11 protein-coding genes are annotated in these 17,131 nt (G+C 51.8%); 9 read left to right on the top strand and 2 right to left on the bottom strand.

The annotated features are described in order from the left end of the window. Nucleotides 1-3,552: an ATP-binding protein gene (locus BHAP_RS06855; RefSeq protein ID WP_094729989.1), complete on the top strand. Its 3,552-nt coding sequence runs from the start codon at nucleotides 1-3 to the stop codon at nucleotides 3,550-3,552. A 75-nt stretch (nucleotides 3,553-3,627) separates the two neighbouring features. Here BHAP_RS06855 and BHAP_RS06850 read toward each other — a convergent pair whose 3' ends face one another. Continuing rightward, nucleotides 3,628-3,993 (bottom strand): phage holin family protein, encoded by a 366-nt coding sequence (locus tag BHAP_RS06850; RefSeq protein ID WP_094729988.1) that lies wholly within the window; start codon nucleotides 3,991-3,993, stop codon nucleotides 3,628-3,630. A gap of 59 nt (nucleotides 3,994-4,052) precedes the next feature. On the opposite strand from BHAP_RS06850, the gene BHAP_RS06845 reads away from it, so the two are divergent. Next, nucleotides 4,053-4,940: a deoxyribonuclease IV gene (locus BHAP_RS06845; RefSeq protein ID WP_094729987.1), complete on the top strand. Its 888-nt coding sequence runs from the start codon at nucleotides 4,053-4,055 to the stop codon at nucleotides 4,938-4,940. Nucleotides 4,941-5,113: 173 nt separating this feature from the next. On the opposite strand, the gene BHAP_RS06840 is transcribed toward BHAP_RS06845, so the two are convergent. Continuing rightward, the gene (locus tag BHAP_RS06840) at nucleotides 5,114-6,073 is read right to left on the bottom strand and encodes an aldo/keto reductase (protein WP_094729986.1); all 960 of its coding nucleotides are present in this window, start codon (nucleotides 6,071-6,073) and stop codon (nucleotides 5,114-5,116) included. Between the two features lie 309 nt (nucleotides 6,074-6,382). Here BHAP_RS06840 and BHAP_RS06835 point away from each other — a divergent pair, with 309 nt between their 5' ends. The 7 genes from BHAP_RS06835 (at nucleotide 6,383) to BHAP_RS06805 (ending at nucleotide 17,127) form a co-directional block, all read left to right on the top strand. Next, complete coding sequence (locus BHAP_RS06835) at nucleotides 6,383-7,144, top strand: SDR family oxidoreductase (RefSeq protein ID WP_094729985.1); 762 nt, start codon at nucleotides 6,383-6,385, stop codon at nucleotides 7,142-7,144. Nucleotides 7,145-7,319: 175 nt separating this feature from the next. Then, entirely contained in the window at nucleotides 7,320-10,325 is a 3,006-nt protein-coding gene (gene uvrA / locus BHAP_RS06830) for an excinuclease ABC subunit UvrA (protein WP_094729984.1), read from the top strand. 23 nt (nucleotides 10,326-10,348) lie between these two features. Further along, nucleotides 10,349-12,661, top strand: coding sequence for an excinuclease ABC subunit UvrC (uvrC, locus tag BHAP_RS06825; RefSeq protein ID WP_094729983.1), 2,313 nt, complete (start codon nucleotides 10,349-10,351; stop codon nucleotides 12,659-12,661). A gap of 67 nt (nucleotides 12,662-12,728) precedes the next feature. Next, the gene (locus tag BHAP_RS06820) at nucleotides 12,729-13,670 is read left to right on the top strand and encodes a shikimate dehydrogenase family protein (RefSeq protein ID WP_094729982.1); all 942 of its coding nucleotides are present in this window, start codon (nucleotides 12,729-12,731) and stop codon (nucleotides 13,668-13,670) included. Then, nucleotides 13,664-14,593 (top strand): RNase adapter RapZ, encoded by a 930-nt coding sequence (gene rapZ / locus BHAP_RS06815; RefSeq protein WP_094729981.1) that lies wholly within the window; start codon nucleotides 13,664-13,666, stop codon nucleotides 14,591-14,593. Before BHAP_RS06820 ends, rapZ begins: the two co-directional genes overlap by 7 nt. 186 nt (nucleotides 14,594-14,779) lie before the next feature. Then, on the top strand, nucleotides 14,780-15,727 hold the full coding sequence (gene whiA, locus BHAP_RS06810; protein ID WP_094729980.1) for a DNA-binding protein WhiA: 948 nt from the start codon (nucleotides 14,780-14,782) through the stop codon (nucleotides 15,725-15,727). A 194-nt stretch (nucleotides 15,728-15,921) separates the two neighbouring features. Beyond that, nucleotides 15,922-17,127, top strand: a complete 1,206-nt coding sequence (locus tag BHAP_RS06805; protein ID WP_094729979.1) for a phosphoglycerate kinase — start codon at nucleotides 15,922-15,924, stop codon at nucleotides 17,125-17,127. The last annotated feature ends 4 nt before the right edge of the window (nucleotides 17,128-17,131 follow it).

Below are 17,131 nucleotides of genomic sequence, written 5' to 3'. Positions count from 1 at the left end.
ATGGCAAAAGATATACAGATGATCGCTGATCGATGGATGATGGAGAGTCGACAGCTTGTCAACTGGGGTTCATATGAGGGGTATCACGAGTTTCGCCCGTCTATGGACCGTGATTTGCCGGTGACACTACTTGCCGGTGCGAGCGAGTCGGGTAAATCTACGCTCGTGGATGCGCAAATCTCATTGTTGTATCCGACTGGTACACCGTTTAATAAAGCGTCAAACTCGGGCCGTTCCGAGCGCAGTGATTACACGTATCTGCTTGGTATGATCGGTGTGAGCAATGATGGCGATGGTGATCGGCCGGTGTATTTACGTGGGCGTGATAGCAGCGGTGCGCCGCAAGCAGTATGGGGTGCGATCGTCGACACCTATCGCAATTTGACTGATGGACAAACCTTGTCTTGTGGCAAATTCTTGTATCTTATGCCCGGCGATGAGCGGGGTGCGGTGCGTCGTCAATACGTGGTGTGGGATAAGCCGATTGACCCGCGGTCTATGGACCAGTATCGTGATACGCCGTTTACGCCAACCCAGCTGAAAACCGTGTATCCGCAGTGTCTCACTTTTCCGAGTGCTGAAGCATTCCATGAGCATATTTGGTCGGTTATGGGCTTGAGCGCGGAGGCATGTCGACTATTGGCGAAAATTCAGTCAGCAGATGCGCCTTCACGTCTTGACGATATTTTCAAACAAGGCGTGCTTGGTGTACCGGAAGCACTCGAATTGGCTCGTAATACGGTTGATGATTACGATCGGTATGACGAGAATTTTCGTGCTATGCGAGATAACGCTAATCGTATGAGTCGACTGCAAACCATACGTGATGGTTATACGCAATACGAGCAGGCTCGTCGTCTCGTACGTCATTATTCTCCTGTTGACCCGTCTACAAGCGAAGGTGCGGCAGCAATCCAACAGTGGGTGACCGCGCGCATGACCGATGAAGTCGCCGCACAATTGCCCATTGACGAACATGAGCATGCGTTGCGTCAAGCAGATGCGGTCACGGCTGCGCATCGAGTGGACGATATACGGTCGCGTATTGACGTGATTCGCGATCAAATGCAGGGGCTCGATGGCGGCAATCTTGCTCGTCTCGAATACGAACTTGAGACGGCACGACATACGTTGGATGAAGTAACTGTTACGCGCAATCGTATTGCATCCTCGTTCGATGGGGTTGGCAAAACCATGCCGGCTGATGATGCAGCATGGGAGCAAGCGCGTATTGACGCGGTAATGTTTAAACGCGAGTATGAGCAGCGTGATAATGAACTCGAAAACGCGCGTAATACGGCGTTTGGAGTTCGCTCTCAAACAGCACAAGCGTTACATGCGCTCGAACGGGACTATCAGCGCCAGAGCGCGCAGCGCACGCGCATTACGCAGCAGATGGATGAAACCCGTGCCATGCTTTGCCGTGCGACAGGATTGCAACCTGACGAATTACCGTATGTGGCTGAACTCATGGATGTGCGCGACAGTGATGAACAATGGCGTCTTGCCATGAACGTCGTGTACGCGCCGATTGCGCAAACCATTCTTGTTGACAAACGGTATGAGCAAGGTTTTGCTGCGAAAGTCAGCACTATTGACCCGCAGAGTATGACTCGTCGCACCTGGCAGTTCGTTGATACAACACGCGATTACGACGAGAGTGATGATGCGAGCGTCCAAAGTGCGAGCGGTAACAGTGGCGAATGGATGTCAGACAAGTTGCGGTACCGCGATGATTCCCCGTTCGTTGGATGGCTGCGTACACAGACGTGTTCTGACCGGTTCGATGCACGTTGCGTTGCTGCGATTGATGATGCCAATCACGATATACGTCAAGTACAGCTTGACGGTCAGATTAAGTCTGGCAAGCGCGGTCAGCATGGTGTGAAAGATCGTCAGCAGATCATCGGTTTTGTCAACGAACAGTATCTTGATCTGTTACGTCATCAGATTGATCAGGCTCATAGCAAAGCTGATGATGCGCAGCATGCTTATCAGGATGCGAAAACAGCCGTCGAACAGTTGCAGCGAGAGCGCGAACTTGCTGATCAGCTTGCTTATACTGCGTGGGAACGCGTTGATGTGACCGGCGCGCAACAGCATATCGATGATATCGAAACTACCATCGCCTCGATCACAAACGATCCGCAGCTTGCTCGGCTTGCAACTATGCGCGATAGTCTGAGCGAGGAACTTGATCGCGTGCAACGTCAGCGTATAGAAGCTGAGCAAGCTGCACAATCGGCTGCAGCTGCGGCTACCACCGCACGCGCATGGCTGGATACGCAGCAAAACAGCGATTCTTCCGCGCACACTGTACTTGATGAGGATATTGTCGCTCGTCTCACCCAAGCCTATGAGCAGCGATTCGACGGATTTACTGATACAGCATTACGCGCGCACATGATTATCGGTGCTGGACTGAGTACGTCTGCCCCTGCAACATCCGCGCTTACATCCGTGCAACAGTCGTCGACGACGTTCGCTGACCGCGTTATTGCCGGCGTGAGTAAAGATCTTGCCGCGCATATCACCTCGTTACAAGCGGACGCTGATACCGTACGTACTCGCGTTGAACTCAATATGGCTGACTATGTTGACCGATATGCGGCTGATGATGGTGCGCTTACTGCCAGTGTGAATGATTATCGATATTATCTTGAAGAACTTGATAGTCTGTCACGTGTGACGACAGTGCAAGCCACGGGAACGGAATATCGTCGTTGTCTTGACCAGCTGCTCATGAGCTTGTTGACGATTAAACGTGCGATCGATACGGATGCGGGAGATATTCGCGATCAGCTTGATCGCATTAACGCCATGCTTGACGGCCAACAGTTCGGTCCGCGTCACGGTAGCCTGTCACTGCACGCTGACGTGCGCCGTCCGGATCGCGTATTCTCCACGCAACTGCAACGTGCTATCAGAACGCTCAACGATTGGAAATCCGCATCGAATACTGAAACAGTTGACGATGGGTCAAACAGTGCGCAACGAGCGTTTGCTGCGTGCGCGACAATCATCAGTCTGCTACGTGATGAGCTTGCGCAAGTCAAAGACGTGAACGGTATTCGCAATTATGGTGCGCGTGATCTCGACCCTCGTTGCCGTTCCTCATTCTATGCGATCGTGCATCACGACGACGGCGATGACGAGCGCATCACTTCAACAGGAGGACGCTCAGGCGGCGCATTGCAGGAGCTCACGTCGTTCGTATACGGTGCAGCACTCATGTACCTGCTTGGCGGTGGTATGGAACATCGGTTGAAACCCAGCTACACCACACTGTTCCTTGACGAGGCACTTATCAAAGCTGACGGCCGGTACACGAAACGTGCGTTGGGTGTACTGCCGAGACTCGGCTTCCAAGTCATCGTTTCTGCGCCGGAAAGCAAAACAGGCGAAATCCTTGAAATGTCCACCAAAGCATACGTGACACGTAAAGATCCGCAAACCGGCACCACGTCGCTGCATGAAGCCACATGGTCTGGTTACGTTGATGCACTAACAGAACAAGATAATACGAGTGCAGACAGGATAGTGGATAGATAAGAACAGGACACTGTTGGTACTGTCAGCGAATTCACTGACAGTACCAACATGAATGGTGTGAGTGATCATGCTCGGCTATTCGCCGATAACATCGCCGACGATACTGGAGACAATCGCCATAATCAGCGAACCAAGCACCGACCACCAAAAACCGTGGATGATAACGCCCACATCGAACAGTGTGAACGCCAGCCATGAAGCCAACTGCATAAACAACCAGTTGAGTATCAGCGCAAACAAACCAAAACTCACAATGGAAATCGGCAGCGCAAGCACATGCACCACCGGTTTAATCGACGCATTAATCAACGCCATAAATAACGAAAACGCGGCAATACCAAGAATAGGAGGCTCACCAACAGCCTCCATGCCAGGCAGCAGCGCGACCATCACACCGGCCGCAATAGTTAACACCAACCAGCGAGAAACAAAATGACTCATACCTACAATTATCCCAGTACGAATGTTATCGAACCGTAATCATCGCAAGGAGAAACCACATGACAGAATTATTCATCGGCTCACACTTATCAACGAGCGACGGATGGAACGCGCTCCTCAAACGATCTCACGATGAAGGCGGCACCACATTCGCATTCTTCCCGCGCTCACCATACGGTAGCCGCTCAAAATCACTCACTATTGACGGCGCAGCCAACTTCGCGCACCAACTCGTCGCCGAACACTACGGGCCACTTGTTGCACACGCCCCATACGTATACAATCTCGCCGCCAAAGATCAAGAAAAACGAGTATTCGCCATCACTGCGCTCGCTGAAGATCTCCGCCTGCTCGCATCAATTAAGGCAGCCGGACAAGAAATCTATCTCAACATTCATCCAGGAGCACATGTAGGGCAAGGCGCCGAAAAAGGATGCCAACTCATTGCTGAAGGGCTCAATCGCGTCTTCGATGCGCTCGCAGTAGATGATACGAACAGTGACACACACGCTCATGTACCGATTCTGTTAGAAACAATGGCGGGAAAAGGAACTGAATGCGGCCGTAGTTTCGAGGAATTGGCGACGATAATTAACCATGTTGACTCTAGTGTTGCACCCTTGATCGGTGTGACTGTTGATACATGCCATGTGTTCGACGCTGGATACGACGTACTCGATCATTTCGATGACATAAAACGCTTACTCAATGATGTGATCGGCCTTGATCGAGTACAAGCAATCCATGTGAACGATTCCCAGTTCGGATTTGAATCACATAAAGATCGTCACGCCAACATTGGTGATGGAAAACTAGGTCTTATGTTCTTTGAACAACTCGTCAACGATTCGCAATTATCGTCACTGCCGATGATTCTTGAAACCAAAGAACTCACCCCAACCACGCACCGCGATGAAATCGCAACACTGCGTGGATTACGGCACTAATATCCTACGCCATTCATTCGTTACAAATCCGCTATCCTTTAGTTAGAATAGCTCCCCTTGTCAGGGGAGCTGGACGCGAAGCAGTCTGAGGGGTAGTCACACTCTTGGAACGTTCAACTCGTGTGCTTATCGTGTACCTACCCCTCAGCCAGCTGTGACAGCTTGACTGGAATCTACTTGGCAAACGGTGCAGACACCTGATCAAGGGCCGCAAGCTCATCAGCAGTCAAATCGAGCGACACGGAATCAAGCAACGCTGGCAACTGCTCAGGAGTGCGAGCCGAAGCAATCGGACCAGCAACTTCACTCTGATGACGCAACCATGCCAACGAAACAGTAGCAATCGCCGTATCATGCGCTTGCGCTACCTCATCAAGCACGTCAATAAGTGCAAACCCATCAGCGTTGAGATAGTCAGCAACCATACCCTGACGTGCCTTGCCCTCAGCATCAGCCGCAGAACGATACTTGCCCGTCAAGAAGCCAGCAGCCAGCGAGAAGTATGGGAATACTGCAAGATTCTCACGTGCCGCAACCGGGGCAAGCGAACGCTCATAGTTACCGCGAGCCACGAGATTGTAATGCGGCTCCAACGCAACCGGTAGCGCATACCCGTTCTCACGAGCAATACGGAACCACTCCTCAATACGATCCGCTGTATAATTCGACAGACCGATCGCGCGAATCTTCCCAGCCTTCACCAGCTCATCAAACGCAGCAGCCGTCTCCTCGAGCGGCGTGTTCTTGTCGTCGAAGTGGGCGTAATACAGGTCGATAGCATCAACGCCAAGACGTAACAGCGACTCATTCGCAGCGGCAAGCACATTATCATGCGACAGACCCTTGTACTGCGGATGCTCGCTCACCTTGGTGGCAATAACCACATCGTCACGATTGCCGCGCACCGCCAGCCAACGGCCGAGAATAATCTCGGATTCGCCGCCAGCATTGCCCGGAGCCCACGCCGAGTACACGTCAGCGGTATCGATAAAGTTGCCACCCGCCTCAACATACTCGTCCAACACCTTGCGACTGGTGGCCTCATCACTCGTCCAGCCGAACGTGTTACCACCCAATACCAGCGGGAACACCGTCAAATCGCTATTGCCCACTTTGACACGCTGATCGCTCATGCCATCATCCTTTCGTCGTTGACGAGAACGTTCACTTACCGTAACCGGCATACATGGTATACACACAAATAAGCCACGGTAACACTCATTGTTACGCGCACACCACAATCTGAAAAGACCAACACGCAACTTCCGCTCTCGGCTAAGACAGCGTTAAGATTTACAGCCAGCAGATCGCCAATGCCACTGAACAGCCCTCTTCGCTGGCATTAAGACGCGACTATCATAGACACCGACAGAAGGTAGCTGACGCTGACCATCAACTACACGGCATATAAGCATATTCACAAGTTCAAGAGGAGCCTGACCATGAACGACAGTAAACGGGCAGTGGTTACCGGAGCATCAAGCGGCATCGGAGCAGCAAGCGTGAGAGCACTCGTCGCAGACGGATGGGCCGTTGTCGCACTCGCACGACGCGAGGAACGACTCAAAGCGCTCGCTGACGAACTCGGTGACGCAGTGAGCTATGCAGTATGTGATATTACTGATGAAGCTAGTACGCAGGCTGCGGTTGACCAAGTATTAGCCGGTGGCCAAGTTAAAGCGCTCGTGAATTGTGCTGGAGCAGCATTCGGCAAAGACCCTGTTGCTACGGCTAGTCTTGATGACTGGCGGAACATGTACGAGTTGAATGTGCTCGGCACGCTACGTATTACGCAGAAGCTACTGCCAGCGTTGAAGCAGGCGCCGGGTGGCGGCACGGTGCTGGTGATTTCTTCGACGGCTGGTATTGAACCGTATGAAGGCGGCGCTGGATATTGTGCGTCTAAGTTTGCTGAAAAAGTTATGGCACGTGTACTTCGTCTTGAGCAAATCGGCGAGCCGGTGCGTGTGATCGATATTGCACCGGGCATGGTGCACACAGACGAGTTTTCGCTCAAGCGTTTCGGTGGCGATGAGCAGCGTGCGCAAGCTGTATATGCTGGTGTGCCAAGTCCGTTGACGGCTGAAGATATCGCAGAATGTGTGCGTTGGGCACTTGGGCAGCCTGATACGGTCGATATTGATTCCATTGTGGTGCGGCCGCGTGCGGAAGGTTCGTATACAAAGGTATATCGAGAACACTGATAAGTGCTCTTGTAAATGGTCTTGCCGAACGTGGGTTGTTTCGATTACGGCGTGTGGTAGTGAGAGGATACGGCAACACGCCGATCGAACATGTGTTCGAAATCTGTCGTGAGATCGGGTATTCTAGGCACAGAATCGGTCGAAGAAAGTTTCGGATCACGGAAGGCGGACGGTGATGGCAGCGAAACGAGCAACCTCGAATAAAGCTAGTGGCAGGAATGGTAGCGTGACAGTCGAACGCGTGATGACGAGCGATTCGTTTCTGTCGCGTGAAATTGCGAAGGCACCGATGCGCCGCACGGACACTTCGCTTGTAGCAGATATTACGCGTATTCCTAACGATCTTAAGATCACTATTCAAGGTGCGCGCGAGCATAATCTTAAAAATGTAGATCTTGCAATACCTCGTAACCGCATGGTAGTGTTCACTGGGCTGTCTGGTTCAGGTAAATCATCGCTGGCATTTGACACGCTTTTTGCTGAAGGTCAGCGGCGATATGTTGAATCATTGTCGGCGTATGCGAGGCAGTTCCTTGGCCAGATGGATAAGCCGGATGTTGATTTTATTGAAGGTTTAAGCCCAGCTGTTTCAATTGATCAGAAAACTACAAACCGTAATCCTCGTTCAACGGTGGGAACAATCACTGAAATCTACGATTATTTGCGACTGCTATTCGCGCGCACTGGCGTACCGCACTGCCCAGTATGTGGCGAGCCAGTGAGCGCGCAGACTCCACAGCAGATGGTTGATGCGCTTCTTGCGAATCCGGAGCGTACTCGTTTCCAAATTCTCGCTCCTGTAGTGCGTGGTCGTAAAGGTGAGTTTGAAGATCTACTTGAACTGTTGCGTGGTGACGGTTATGCTCGCGCGCTGGTCGATGGCTCGATGGTGCAGTTGAGCGACGATATTACGCTTGCCAAGCAGAAGAAGCACACTATTGAAGTAGTAGTCGATCGTTTGGTTATCAAAGATGGTATCCGGCAGCGGCTTACTGATTCGATTGAAACTGCGTTGCGACTGGCCAAAGGCATCGTCGTTATCGATTATGTGGATCGTGATGAAAACGATCCGTTGCGCCGCCAACCATTTTCAGAAAAGCGTGCTTGTCCGAACGGACATCAGCTTGAACTTGATGAGATTGAGCCGCGCACGTTCTCGTTTAACGCGCCATATGGTGCGTGTCCTGACTGCACAGGTATCGGTTATTCGCTAGAGATTGACCCAGAATTGGTTATTCCTGATCCCAGTAAAACTCTCAATGAGGGAGCAATCGAACCGTGGGGATTGACGAAGGGAACGGGAGAGTACTATCGCCACGTGCTCGAGGGTCTTGGCGAAGAAATGGGCTTCGATCTTGACACCCCGTGGCAGGATCTGCCTGAAGATGTGCGCCATGCCATCATGTATGGGCGTAATTTCGAGGTGAAGGTATCCTATCGTAACCGTTGGGGGCGTATGCGCGAATACTCAACCGGTTTCGAGGGCGTTATACGCACGCTCATGCGGCGGCATGATGAGACTGACTCTGATCAGATGAAGCAGTATTACGAATCGTATATGCGTGAGGTGCCATGTCAGACGTGTAAAGGTCGTCGACTTCGTCCTGAAGTGCTCGCAGTTACGATTAATGGTAAATCGATTGCCGATGTGTGCGATATGTCTGCTGAACGAAGCCTTGCATGGGTGAATGGGCTTGAGCTTACTGGAGCGGCTGCGCAAATTGCGGGGGAAGTACTTAAGGAAATACGTGCCCGACTTGGATTCCTCAATGACGTTGGCTTGAACTATTTAACACTGTCACGTGCTGCAAAGACGCTGTCTGGTGGTGAAGCGCAACGTATCAGGTTGGCTACACAAATTGGATCTGGTCTTGTCGGTGTTATGTATGTGCTTGATGAGCCGTCCATCGGTTTACACCAGCGCGATAATGAGCGGCTTATTGAAACATTGCATCGTCTGCGTGATCTCGGCAATACACTCATCGTCGTTGAACACGATCAAGAAACTATTGAGAAAGCCGACTGGCTTGTCGATATTGGTCCGGGTGCTGGCGAACATGGTGGTGAAGTGGTGTATTCCGGACCCGCATCGAAACTTGTTGAAGCGCCTCGATCTATTACTGGCGACTACATTGCTGGGCGACGTCAAATTGTTGTTCCGGATCATCGTCGCAAAACACATCAGACCAAGCGACTTCGAGTTGTTGGAGCACGGGAAAATAATCTGAAAAATCTCACCGTAAACTTCCCACTCGGTGTGATGACCGTGGTGACTGGCGTTTCCGGTTCCGGCAAGTCTACGCTCGTCAATCAGATTCTGTATCCCGTGCTCGCTGACAAGCTTAATGGTGCGCGTATTGTGCCGGGCAAGCATACGCGAGTCGAAGGTGTTGACCAATGCGACAAAGTTATTCATGTTGACCAAAATCCCATTGGACGCACCCCGCGTTCTAACCCTGCTACATACACAGGTGTGTGGGATAAGATTCGTACACTTTTTGCGAAAACACCTGAGGCTCAGGTGCGTGGTTACGGTCCGGGTCGTTTTTCCTTTAACGTGAAAGGCGGTCGATGTGAAGCCTGCCACGGCGACGGCACGCTCAAGATTGAGATGAACTTCTTGCCTGACGTATACGTTGAATGCGAAGAATGCCACGGTCAGCGGTATAACCGTGAGACACTCGAAGTCAAATACAACGGTAAATCCGTCTCTGATGTCTTGGACATGCCTATTGAGGAAGCTGCGCAGTTCTTCAAAGCATATCCGTCAATCTCACGCTACCTTGACACGCTTGTTGAAGTCGGTCTTGGCTACATTCGTCTTGGTCAGCCTGCTCCAACTCTTTCAGGTGGCGAATCGCAGCGCGTCAAACTTGCTACGGAATTACAGCGACGCTCTACTGGCAAAACCGTGTACATTCTTGACGAGCCGACTACGGGTTTGCATTTTGAAGATGTGAGAAAACTACTCTTGGTGTTGCAAGGATTAGTAGATAAAGGCAATACGGTAATTGTTATCGAACATAACCTTGATGTGGTCAAATCAGCGGATTGGATTATCGATCTCGGCCCTGAAGGCGGTGACGGTGGCGGCACAATCGTCACTGAGGGAACCCCAGAACAAGTTGCACAATGTGAGCAATCGTGGACGGGCCGATTCCTTAAACCAATGTTGAAATAGTGGTACAGCGGAAAGAAATGTGAATGACCAACGACATCGAACGGCATGCGCCAGATGTATGGCGCAAGACGGCAGATGCGCTGCAGCGTGACATGAACGCGGTTGACGCCTCTCATGGAGTCAATCGCAATGGCGCGCCTCTGCTGGGTGATACGCGTGACCTGTTCCGGCCTAAAACGGGAGATATTCCCGCACAACCTGGCGTTTACAAGTGGCGTGACGGTGAAGGTCGTGTGATTTACGTAGGTAAAGCGAAAAGTCTACGCAACCGGTTAACTAACTATTTTCAGCCGCTATACCTTCTCCATCCGCGTACACAGACGATGGTTCTCACCGCGCGAAGCCTCGAATGGACCGTGGTCGGCACCGAGCTCGAAGCATTAACGCTCGAATACACGTGGATTAAGGAATTTGACCCGCGATTCAATGTGCAGTTTCGTGACGATAAAACCTACCCTTATCTTGCGATTTCGGCAGGGGAGAAGTACCCACGCGTGTGGGTAACTCGCAGTCGCAAACGGCGAGACAGTCGATATTTTGGCCCTTATGCCAAAGTGTGGGAGCTGCGTAAATCATTGGACCGATTGCTACGCACGTTTCCGGTCCGCACATGTACTGACAGTGTGTTCCGTAAGGCTGAATTGACCGGACGACCTTGTCTGCTTGCGTCCATCGGCAAATGCTCAGCACCTTGTGTGCACCGTGTTGAACCGGCGGAGCATCGACATATGTGCGAGCAGCTAGTAGGTGTAATGACTGGGCGACTGGGTAAAGCGTATGTTGCACAACTTACTCGAGATATGAAAGCAGCCAGTGCTGAGCTTGAATTTGAGCAAGCGGCACGACTACGTGATGAAATCCAGATGCTGCGCACGGTTATGCAACAGAATGCGGTTGTCTTTGATCAAGATGTGGATGCAGACGTGTTTGGTATGGCATCTGACGAGTTGGAAGCGTCAGTACATGCGTTCTATGTCAGAGACGGGTCAATTCGTGGCGAGCGCAACTGGAGTGTCGAACGAGTTGAGGATGTCAGTGACGCTGAACTTATTGCTGATCTCATCGTGCAGGTATATGCGGATGCTACGAATAACGATACGACTGCATTTGCTACCACTGTTCGTGAACAGCGTGACGCGATTGGATCAACCCAATCGTTGACAGCGACAGATGCGCTATCTCGTGCGCAAGCAACACGCGAACGTCATGAACGTCAAGAGCAAACTGGTAGAGCAGACCTGCTTGCGCCAATCTCGCCAATCCCGCGTGAGGTTATCGTACCGATTGAGCCGGCGCGACGTGAGGAGCTTGAATCGTGGTTGTCCTCACTGCGTGGAGCAGCGGTAACAGTTCGTACTGCTAGCCGCGGTGAGAAGAAAGCGCTTATGGATCGTGCTGTTGACAATGCCGGTCAAGCGTTGCAGCGCAGTAAGATGAGCCGCATTAGTGATATGGGTGCACGTTCTGATGCGATGAACGATGTGGCTCAAGCATTGGGATTGAGCCAAGCTCCATTGCGTATAGAATGCTACGACATTTCAAACACGATTGGTGGAGCGTTCCAAGTTGCTTCGATGGTAGTATTCGAGGATGCTATCGCGAAGAAGTCTGAATACCGGCGTTTTGCTATTCGCGGTAAAGATGGCAACGGTGCGGTGGATGATCTGAGTGCATTGTATGAAACACTGACACGTCGTTTCCGTCACGGCAATATTGCTGGAGATACTGGCGAAAGCATGGATAATGAGCGACGTGAGCAAGTAGCATTGGTATCTTCTGTGAGTAACGGCAATGCGGCGCAAGATAACGAGGACAATACTGAACCAGTCGTGCAACAGAGTACTGATCGTCGTAAATTCGCATATAAGCCTAATCTGATTGTGGTAGATGGTGGTCAACCTCAGGTTATGGCTGCTGCGAAAGCGCTTGTTGATTGCGGTGTTGACGATGTGGCATTATGCGGATTGGCTAAACGGTTGGAGGAAGTTTGGGTACCAGACGACGATTATCCCATTATTCTCAAACGTCAATCTCAGGGCATGTATCTGCTACAGCGAGTACGCGATGAGTCTCATAGGTTTGCGATCACCTATCATCGTCAAACACGTCGTAAAGGTGTGCTGCGCTCAGCTTTAGACGATATTCCAGGCATTGGTGAAGCGTATCAGAAACGATTGTTGAACCATTTCGGCTCTGTGCGCGCTATGCGCGAAGCTGACGTTGAGGATTTTGAACAAGTGAAAGGTGTCGGGCATGCCAAAGCAGAAGCTATTTATGCCGCGTTGCATCAATCTCAGGCACAGTCCCAACCGCAGACTCCAACTCAGCAAGAATGATTGCGGTGAGCGTGCAACAGTAATCCATGAGCACATGCGCTAGGATGGAACACAACGAAGGAGGGGTATGGTCCAGATCAACCATCGATGCGCTGTACTTGGCAGTCCGATTGCCCATTCATTATCGCCCGTGTTACATATGGCTGCATATCAGGCTCTTGGTCTTAATGATTGGGCATATGAACGGCATGAGGTTACCGAACAGGATTTGAATGGATTCCTCAATGGGCTCGACTCGACATGGCGCGGCCTGAGTTTGACTATGCCACTCAAGCGGACTATCCAACCGTATGGCAGTCCAGCAGACGCATGGGTTGCATCGTTACATGTCGCCAACACAGCAGTGTTTGATTGGAATAATGCTGGTAATGATTCCCCTCGCATTCGCCTCTACAATACCGATGTTCCCGGCATCATGTATGCCTTCCAGCATGCTTTTGCTTTGAGCGGTCAATCGTTAGAAGATACTGTCATTGCCAAAGCAGTGGTGATTGGTAACGGTAATACTGCTGCTTCTGCAGTCAGTGCAGTTTCAACGATATGTGGTGCTTGTACTGACTCTCATGAACGTGGAACCATCACGGTAGCGGCACGTCATCCTGGTAAGAATCCTGATCTTGCTCGCATTGTGTCCAACGACGATACTGCGGACTTTCACGAGATCGAGTTGAGTCAGATCATTGAGGAACTGCGCGGAGCAGGTATCGTGGTAAGCACTATTCCTGGTCATGCAGCAGATGTTATCGCTGAATCTATTGCAACTGATGACTCGTTCTTCCCACGAGGAACACTGCTTGACGTAGTCTATGATCCTCGTCCTAGTGCACTTATTCGTGCATGGCGTGCTAAAGGTGGCAACGCGATTGGCGGCGAAGAAATGTTGCTTTATCAGGCTATTCTGCAAGTGCAGTTGATGACGGGTGAAGAAGGTAAGACAGCACTCGGCGGGCGTGATCTTATTGCAACATTGGAACCACCGATGCGACGTGCGCTAGAGGAGGCATTGTGAGTGAGGACGACCGAATTACGAATACGCCGTCGCCTGCCGACGACTTCGAGGTGTTATTGATCACTGGTATGTCGGGTGCTGGCCGTTCACATGCGGCCGATAGTGTCGAAGACATGGGATGGTATGTTGTCGATAATTTGCCCCCCAAACTACTTATCCCGTTGGTAGACATGATGACGCAAGGTGGTGGGCGATCTGGCAACGGCGTGCATAAACTTGCTGCTGTTATCGATGTACGTTCTCGTGAATACTTCGACGATTTGTCCGCAGTGCTCAGCCATCTCGATGATCTCGGTGTGAGAACACGTATTCTCTTCCTTGACGCGAGCAACGATGTGTTGATCAAACGGTATGAGTCGGTACGTAGACCGCATCCATTGCAGCACGGTAACCGACTTATTGACGGTATTCAAGAAGAACGTACACTGCTGATGAATCTCAAAGAACGTGCCGATGTCGTTATCGATACCTCTGCCTTGAGTATTCATCAGCTGTCAACCAAATTGTATGAAGCGTTACTCGGCTGCGGACCTAAAACGGTAGCCGTACATATTTTCAGCTTTGGCTTCAAATATGGGGTTCCTCTTGATGCTGATTTTGTGGCTGACGTACGTTTTCTGCCGAATCCATTCTGGGTGCCAAGTTTGCGTGAACTTACTGGACAAGACAAGCCAGTTGCTGATTATGTACTGAGTAGCGAGGGAGCAACAGCGTTCCTCGATGCATATGAGCAGGCTATTCTCGTGGCGATGAAAGGCTATGCTCAGGAAGACAAGCATTTTGTGACCATTGCTATCGGGTGTACTGGTGGACAACATCGATCGGTTGCGATGAGCGAGGCGTTAGCTGCGCGATTGCGTGCTCACGGACTTGCTGTCAGCGTTTCTGCCCGCGAATTGCAACGCCGTCATGGAGATCGTTAAGGTGATCGTTAAATACACAAGTCTGACCATCAATGACCACATGGCGAGAAAAAAGCGCCCGAAGTATGAATAAATACGATTGAGTTGTCCAAGTGATTAGGTATCACAGTAAGCCGATGGCACGATGGGTTGACGCCCAAGAAAAGGCCGAAACGGCGAAGAGAACGGGAAGTAGGAGGTTGGCTCTTGGCTCTTCTGGATGATGTCAAAAGCGAACTCGCCGCAATCGATAACGAACTGCCAGCGGCCCGCAAGGCGCAGGTCACCGCAATGATTCGTTTCGGTGGCGGGTTGAGGCTCGTACAGCGGCAGATCATCGTGCAGGCTCAATTTGATTCCTTAGAAGCGGCAAAATGGCTGCAGACTAATATTCAAGATCTGTATGGCCATGAAGCAGTGCTTACTCAGGTTGCTCGACAGACTCCTAGCGGCACAGTCCAGCGCTATCTTGTACATGTTGATCGTGGCGGTGCGGCTCTTGCATTGCAGACCGGACTGCTTGATCGTCGTAAGCAGCTTGTGCGTGGGTTACCTGCTGAAATTGTCAACGGTAACATTGCACAGGTTAAAGCAGCATGGCGTGGTGCGTTCCTTGCACATGGAGGATTGTCTGATCCGGGTAAGGCAAGTTATCTCGAAATCACGTGCCCGTGTAATGAAGCTGCTCTCGCTTTAGCAGGTGCCGCGCGTCGTCTTGGTATCGGTGCGAAACCACGCCAGCTACGCAGTTCGGAACGCGTCACGCTTAAAGATCCTGATGCGATCGAACGCATGCTGAACCTCATGGGGGCGCCGCGTTCTGCTCGCGAATGGACTGGCAAGCGTTCCGACGGCGAAGCTCGTGGCAAGGCAAACCGTTTGGCCAATTTTGACGATGCGAACATGCGTCGTAGTGCCAAGGCTGCCGCTGAAGCGAGTGAAAAAGTACGTAAGGCATTTGAGATTCTTGGCGATGATGTTCCAGACAATCTCAAGGCTGCTGGACAGTTGAGACTTGATCACGGTGATGCCAGTCTTGAGGAACTCGGTCGTCTGGCCGATCCGCCTATTACTAAAGATGCGATCGCTGGTCGTATCCGTCGTTTGCTGCAACTTGCAGATAAGACGGCTAAGGCTCGTGGCATAAGCTTCTAAATGATTTCTCAACAAAATACTTAGCTCAACGCCAGTAGTAAGAACGCAACACACCGTCATCGCATCACGCGAATGACGGTGTTTTTGTTCGTTCAGCCTTGTATCATCGCAAGTGGCGTATCCACGTCACCACTCTTCCCGTGGTTTGCAACATCGCAAGATGGTTCAAGCTGCGCGGTTAGGAAAGGATATTCATGAAGACACTCAAGGATCTTGGAGATCTCAAGGGCAAGCGCGTACTCATGCGCGCTGATTTCAACGTCCCGCTGGACGGCACCACGATCACCGATGACGGTCGTATCAAGGCCGCGCTGCCGACCATCAAGACGCTGCGTGAAGAAGGCGCTAAGGTTATTCTGATGGCTCACCTCGGCCGTCCGAAGGGCAAGGTTGTCCCCGAACTGTCTCTGGCTCCGGTTGCTGCTCGCCTCGGTGAACTGCTCGGCATCACCGTGCCGCTGGCTAAGGACACTTATGGTGAGGATGCTCAGGCCAAGGTTGCCGCAATGAACGACGGCGATGTGGTGCTCCTCGAAAACGTACGTTTCAACCCGGAAGAAACCAGCAAGGACCCGGAAGTACGCGCTCCGTACGCCAAGAAGATCGCTGCTCTTGGTGAGGTCTTCGTCTCTGACGGTTTCGGTGTCGTGCACCGTGCTCAGGGTTCTGACTACGATGTGGCCGCTGATCTGCCGGCTGCTGCTGGCCTGCTGGTTGAGAAGGAAGTCAAGGCTCTGTCTCGCGCTACCGAGAACCCGGAACGTCCGTTCACCGTGGTGCTCGGCGGTTCCAAGGTTTCCGACAAGCTCGGTGTTATTGAGAACCTGCTCGACAAGGCTGATCGTCTGGTTATCGGCGGCGGCATGGTGTTCACCTTCCTCAAGGCCAAGGGCTACGAGGTTGGTACCTCCCTGCTTGAAGAGGACCAGCTCGACAAGGTTAAGGGCTACATCGAGACGGCTGAGAAGAACAATGTTGAACTTGTTCTGCCGACCGATATTGTCGTAAACCCGGGCTTCCCGAAGTCTGACGCTGACGTGGCTCCTGAAGTTGTGGCTGCTGACGCAATTCCGGCTGACAAGATGGGCCTCGATATTGGTCCTGACTCCCAGAAGCTGTTCCACGACAAGATCGTGGATTCCAAGACTGTGGTGTGGAACGGCCCGATGGGCGTGTTCGAAGTCTCCGCGTTCGCTGACGGTACTCGTGCTGTGGCACAGGGTCTGGTTGACGCGACCAAGGCTGGCGCATTCACCATTGTCGGTGGCGGCGATTCCGCTTCCGCAGTGCGCAACCTCGGCTTCCCGGAGGATGGCTTCTCGCACATCTCCACTGGTGGCGGCGCTTCCCTTGAGTTCCTTGAGGGCAAGGAGTTGCCGGGCCTGAAGGTGCTCGAGTAGTAAT

The sequence above is a fragment of the Bifidobacterium hapali genome (assembly GCF_002259755.1).
Taxonomy (GTDB): domain Bacteria; phylum Actinomycetota; class Actinomycetes; order Actinomycetales; family Bifidobacteriaceae; genus Bifidobacterium; species Bifidobacterium hapali.
This window is presented reverse-complemented; position numbering and strand designations above follow the sequence as displayed.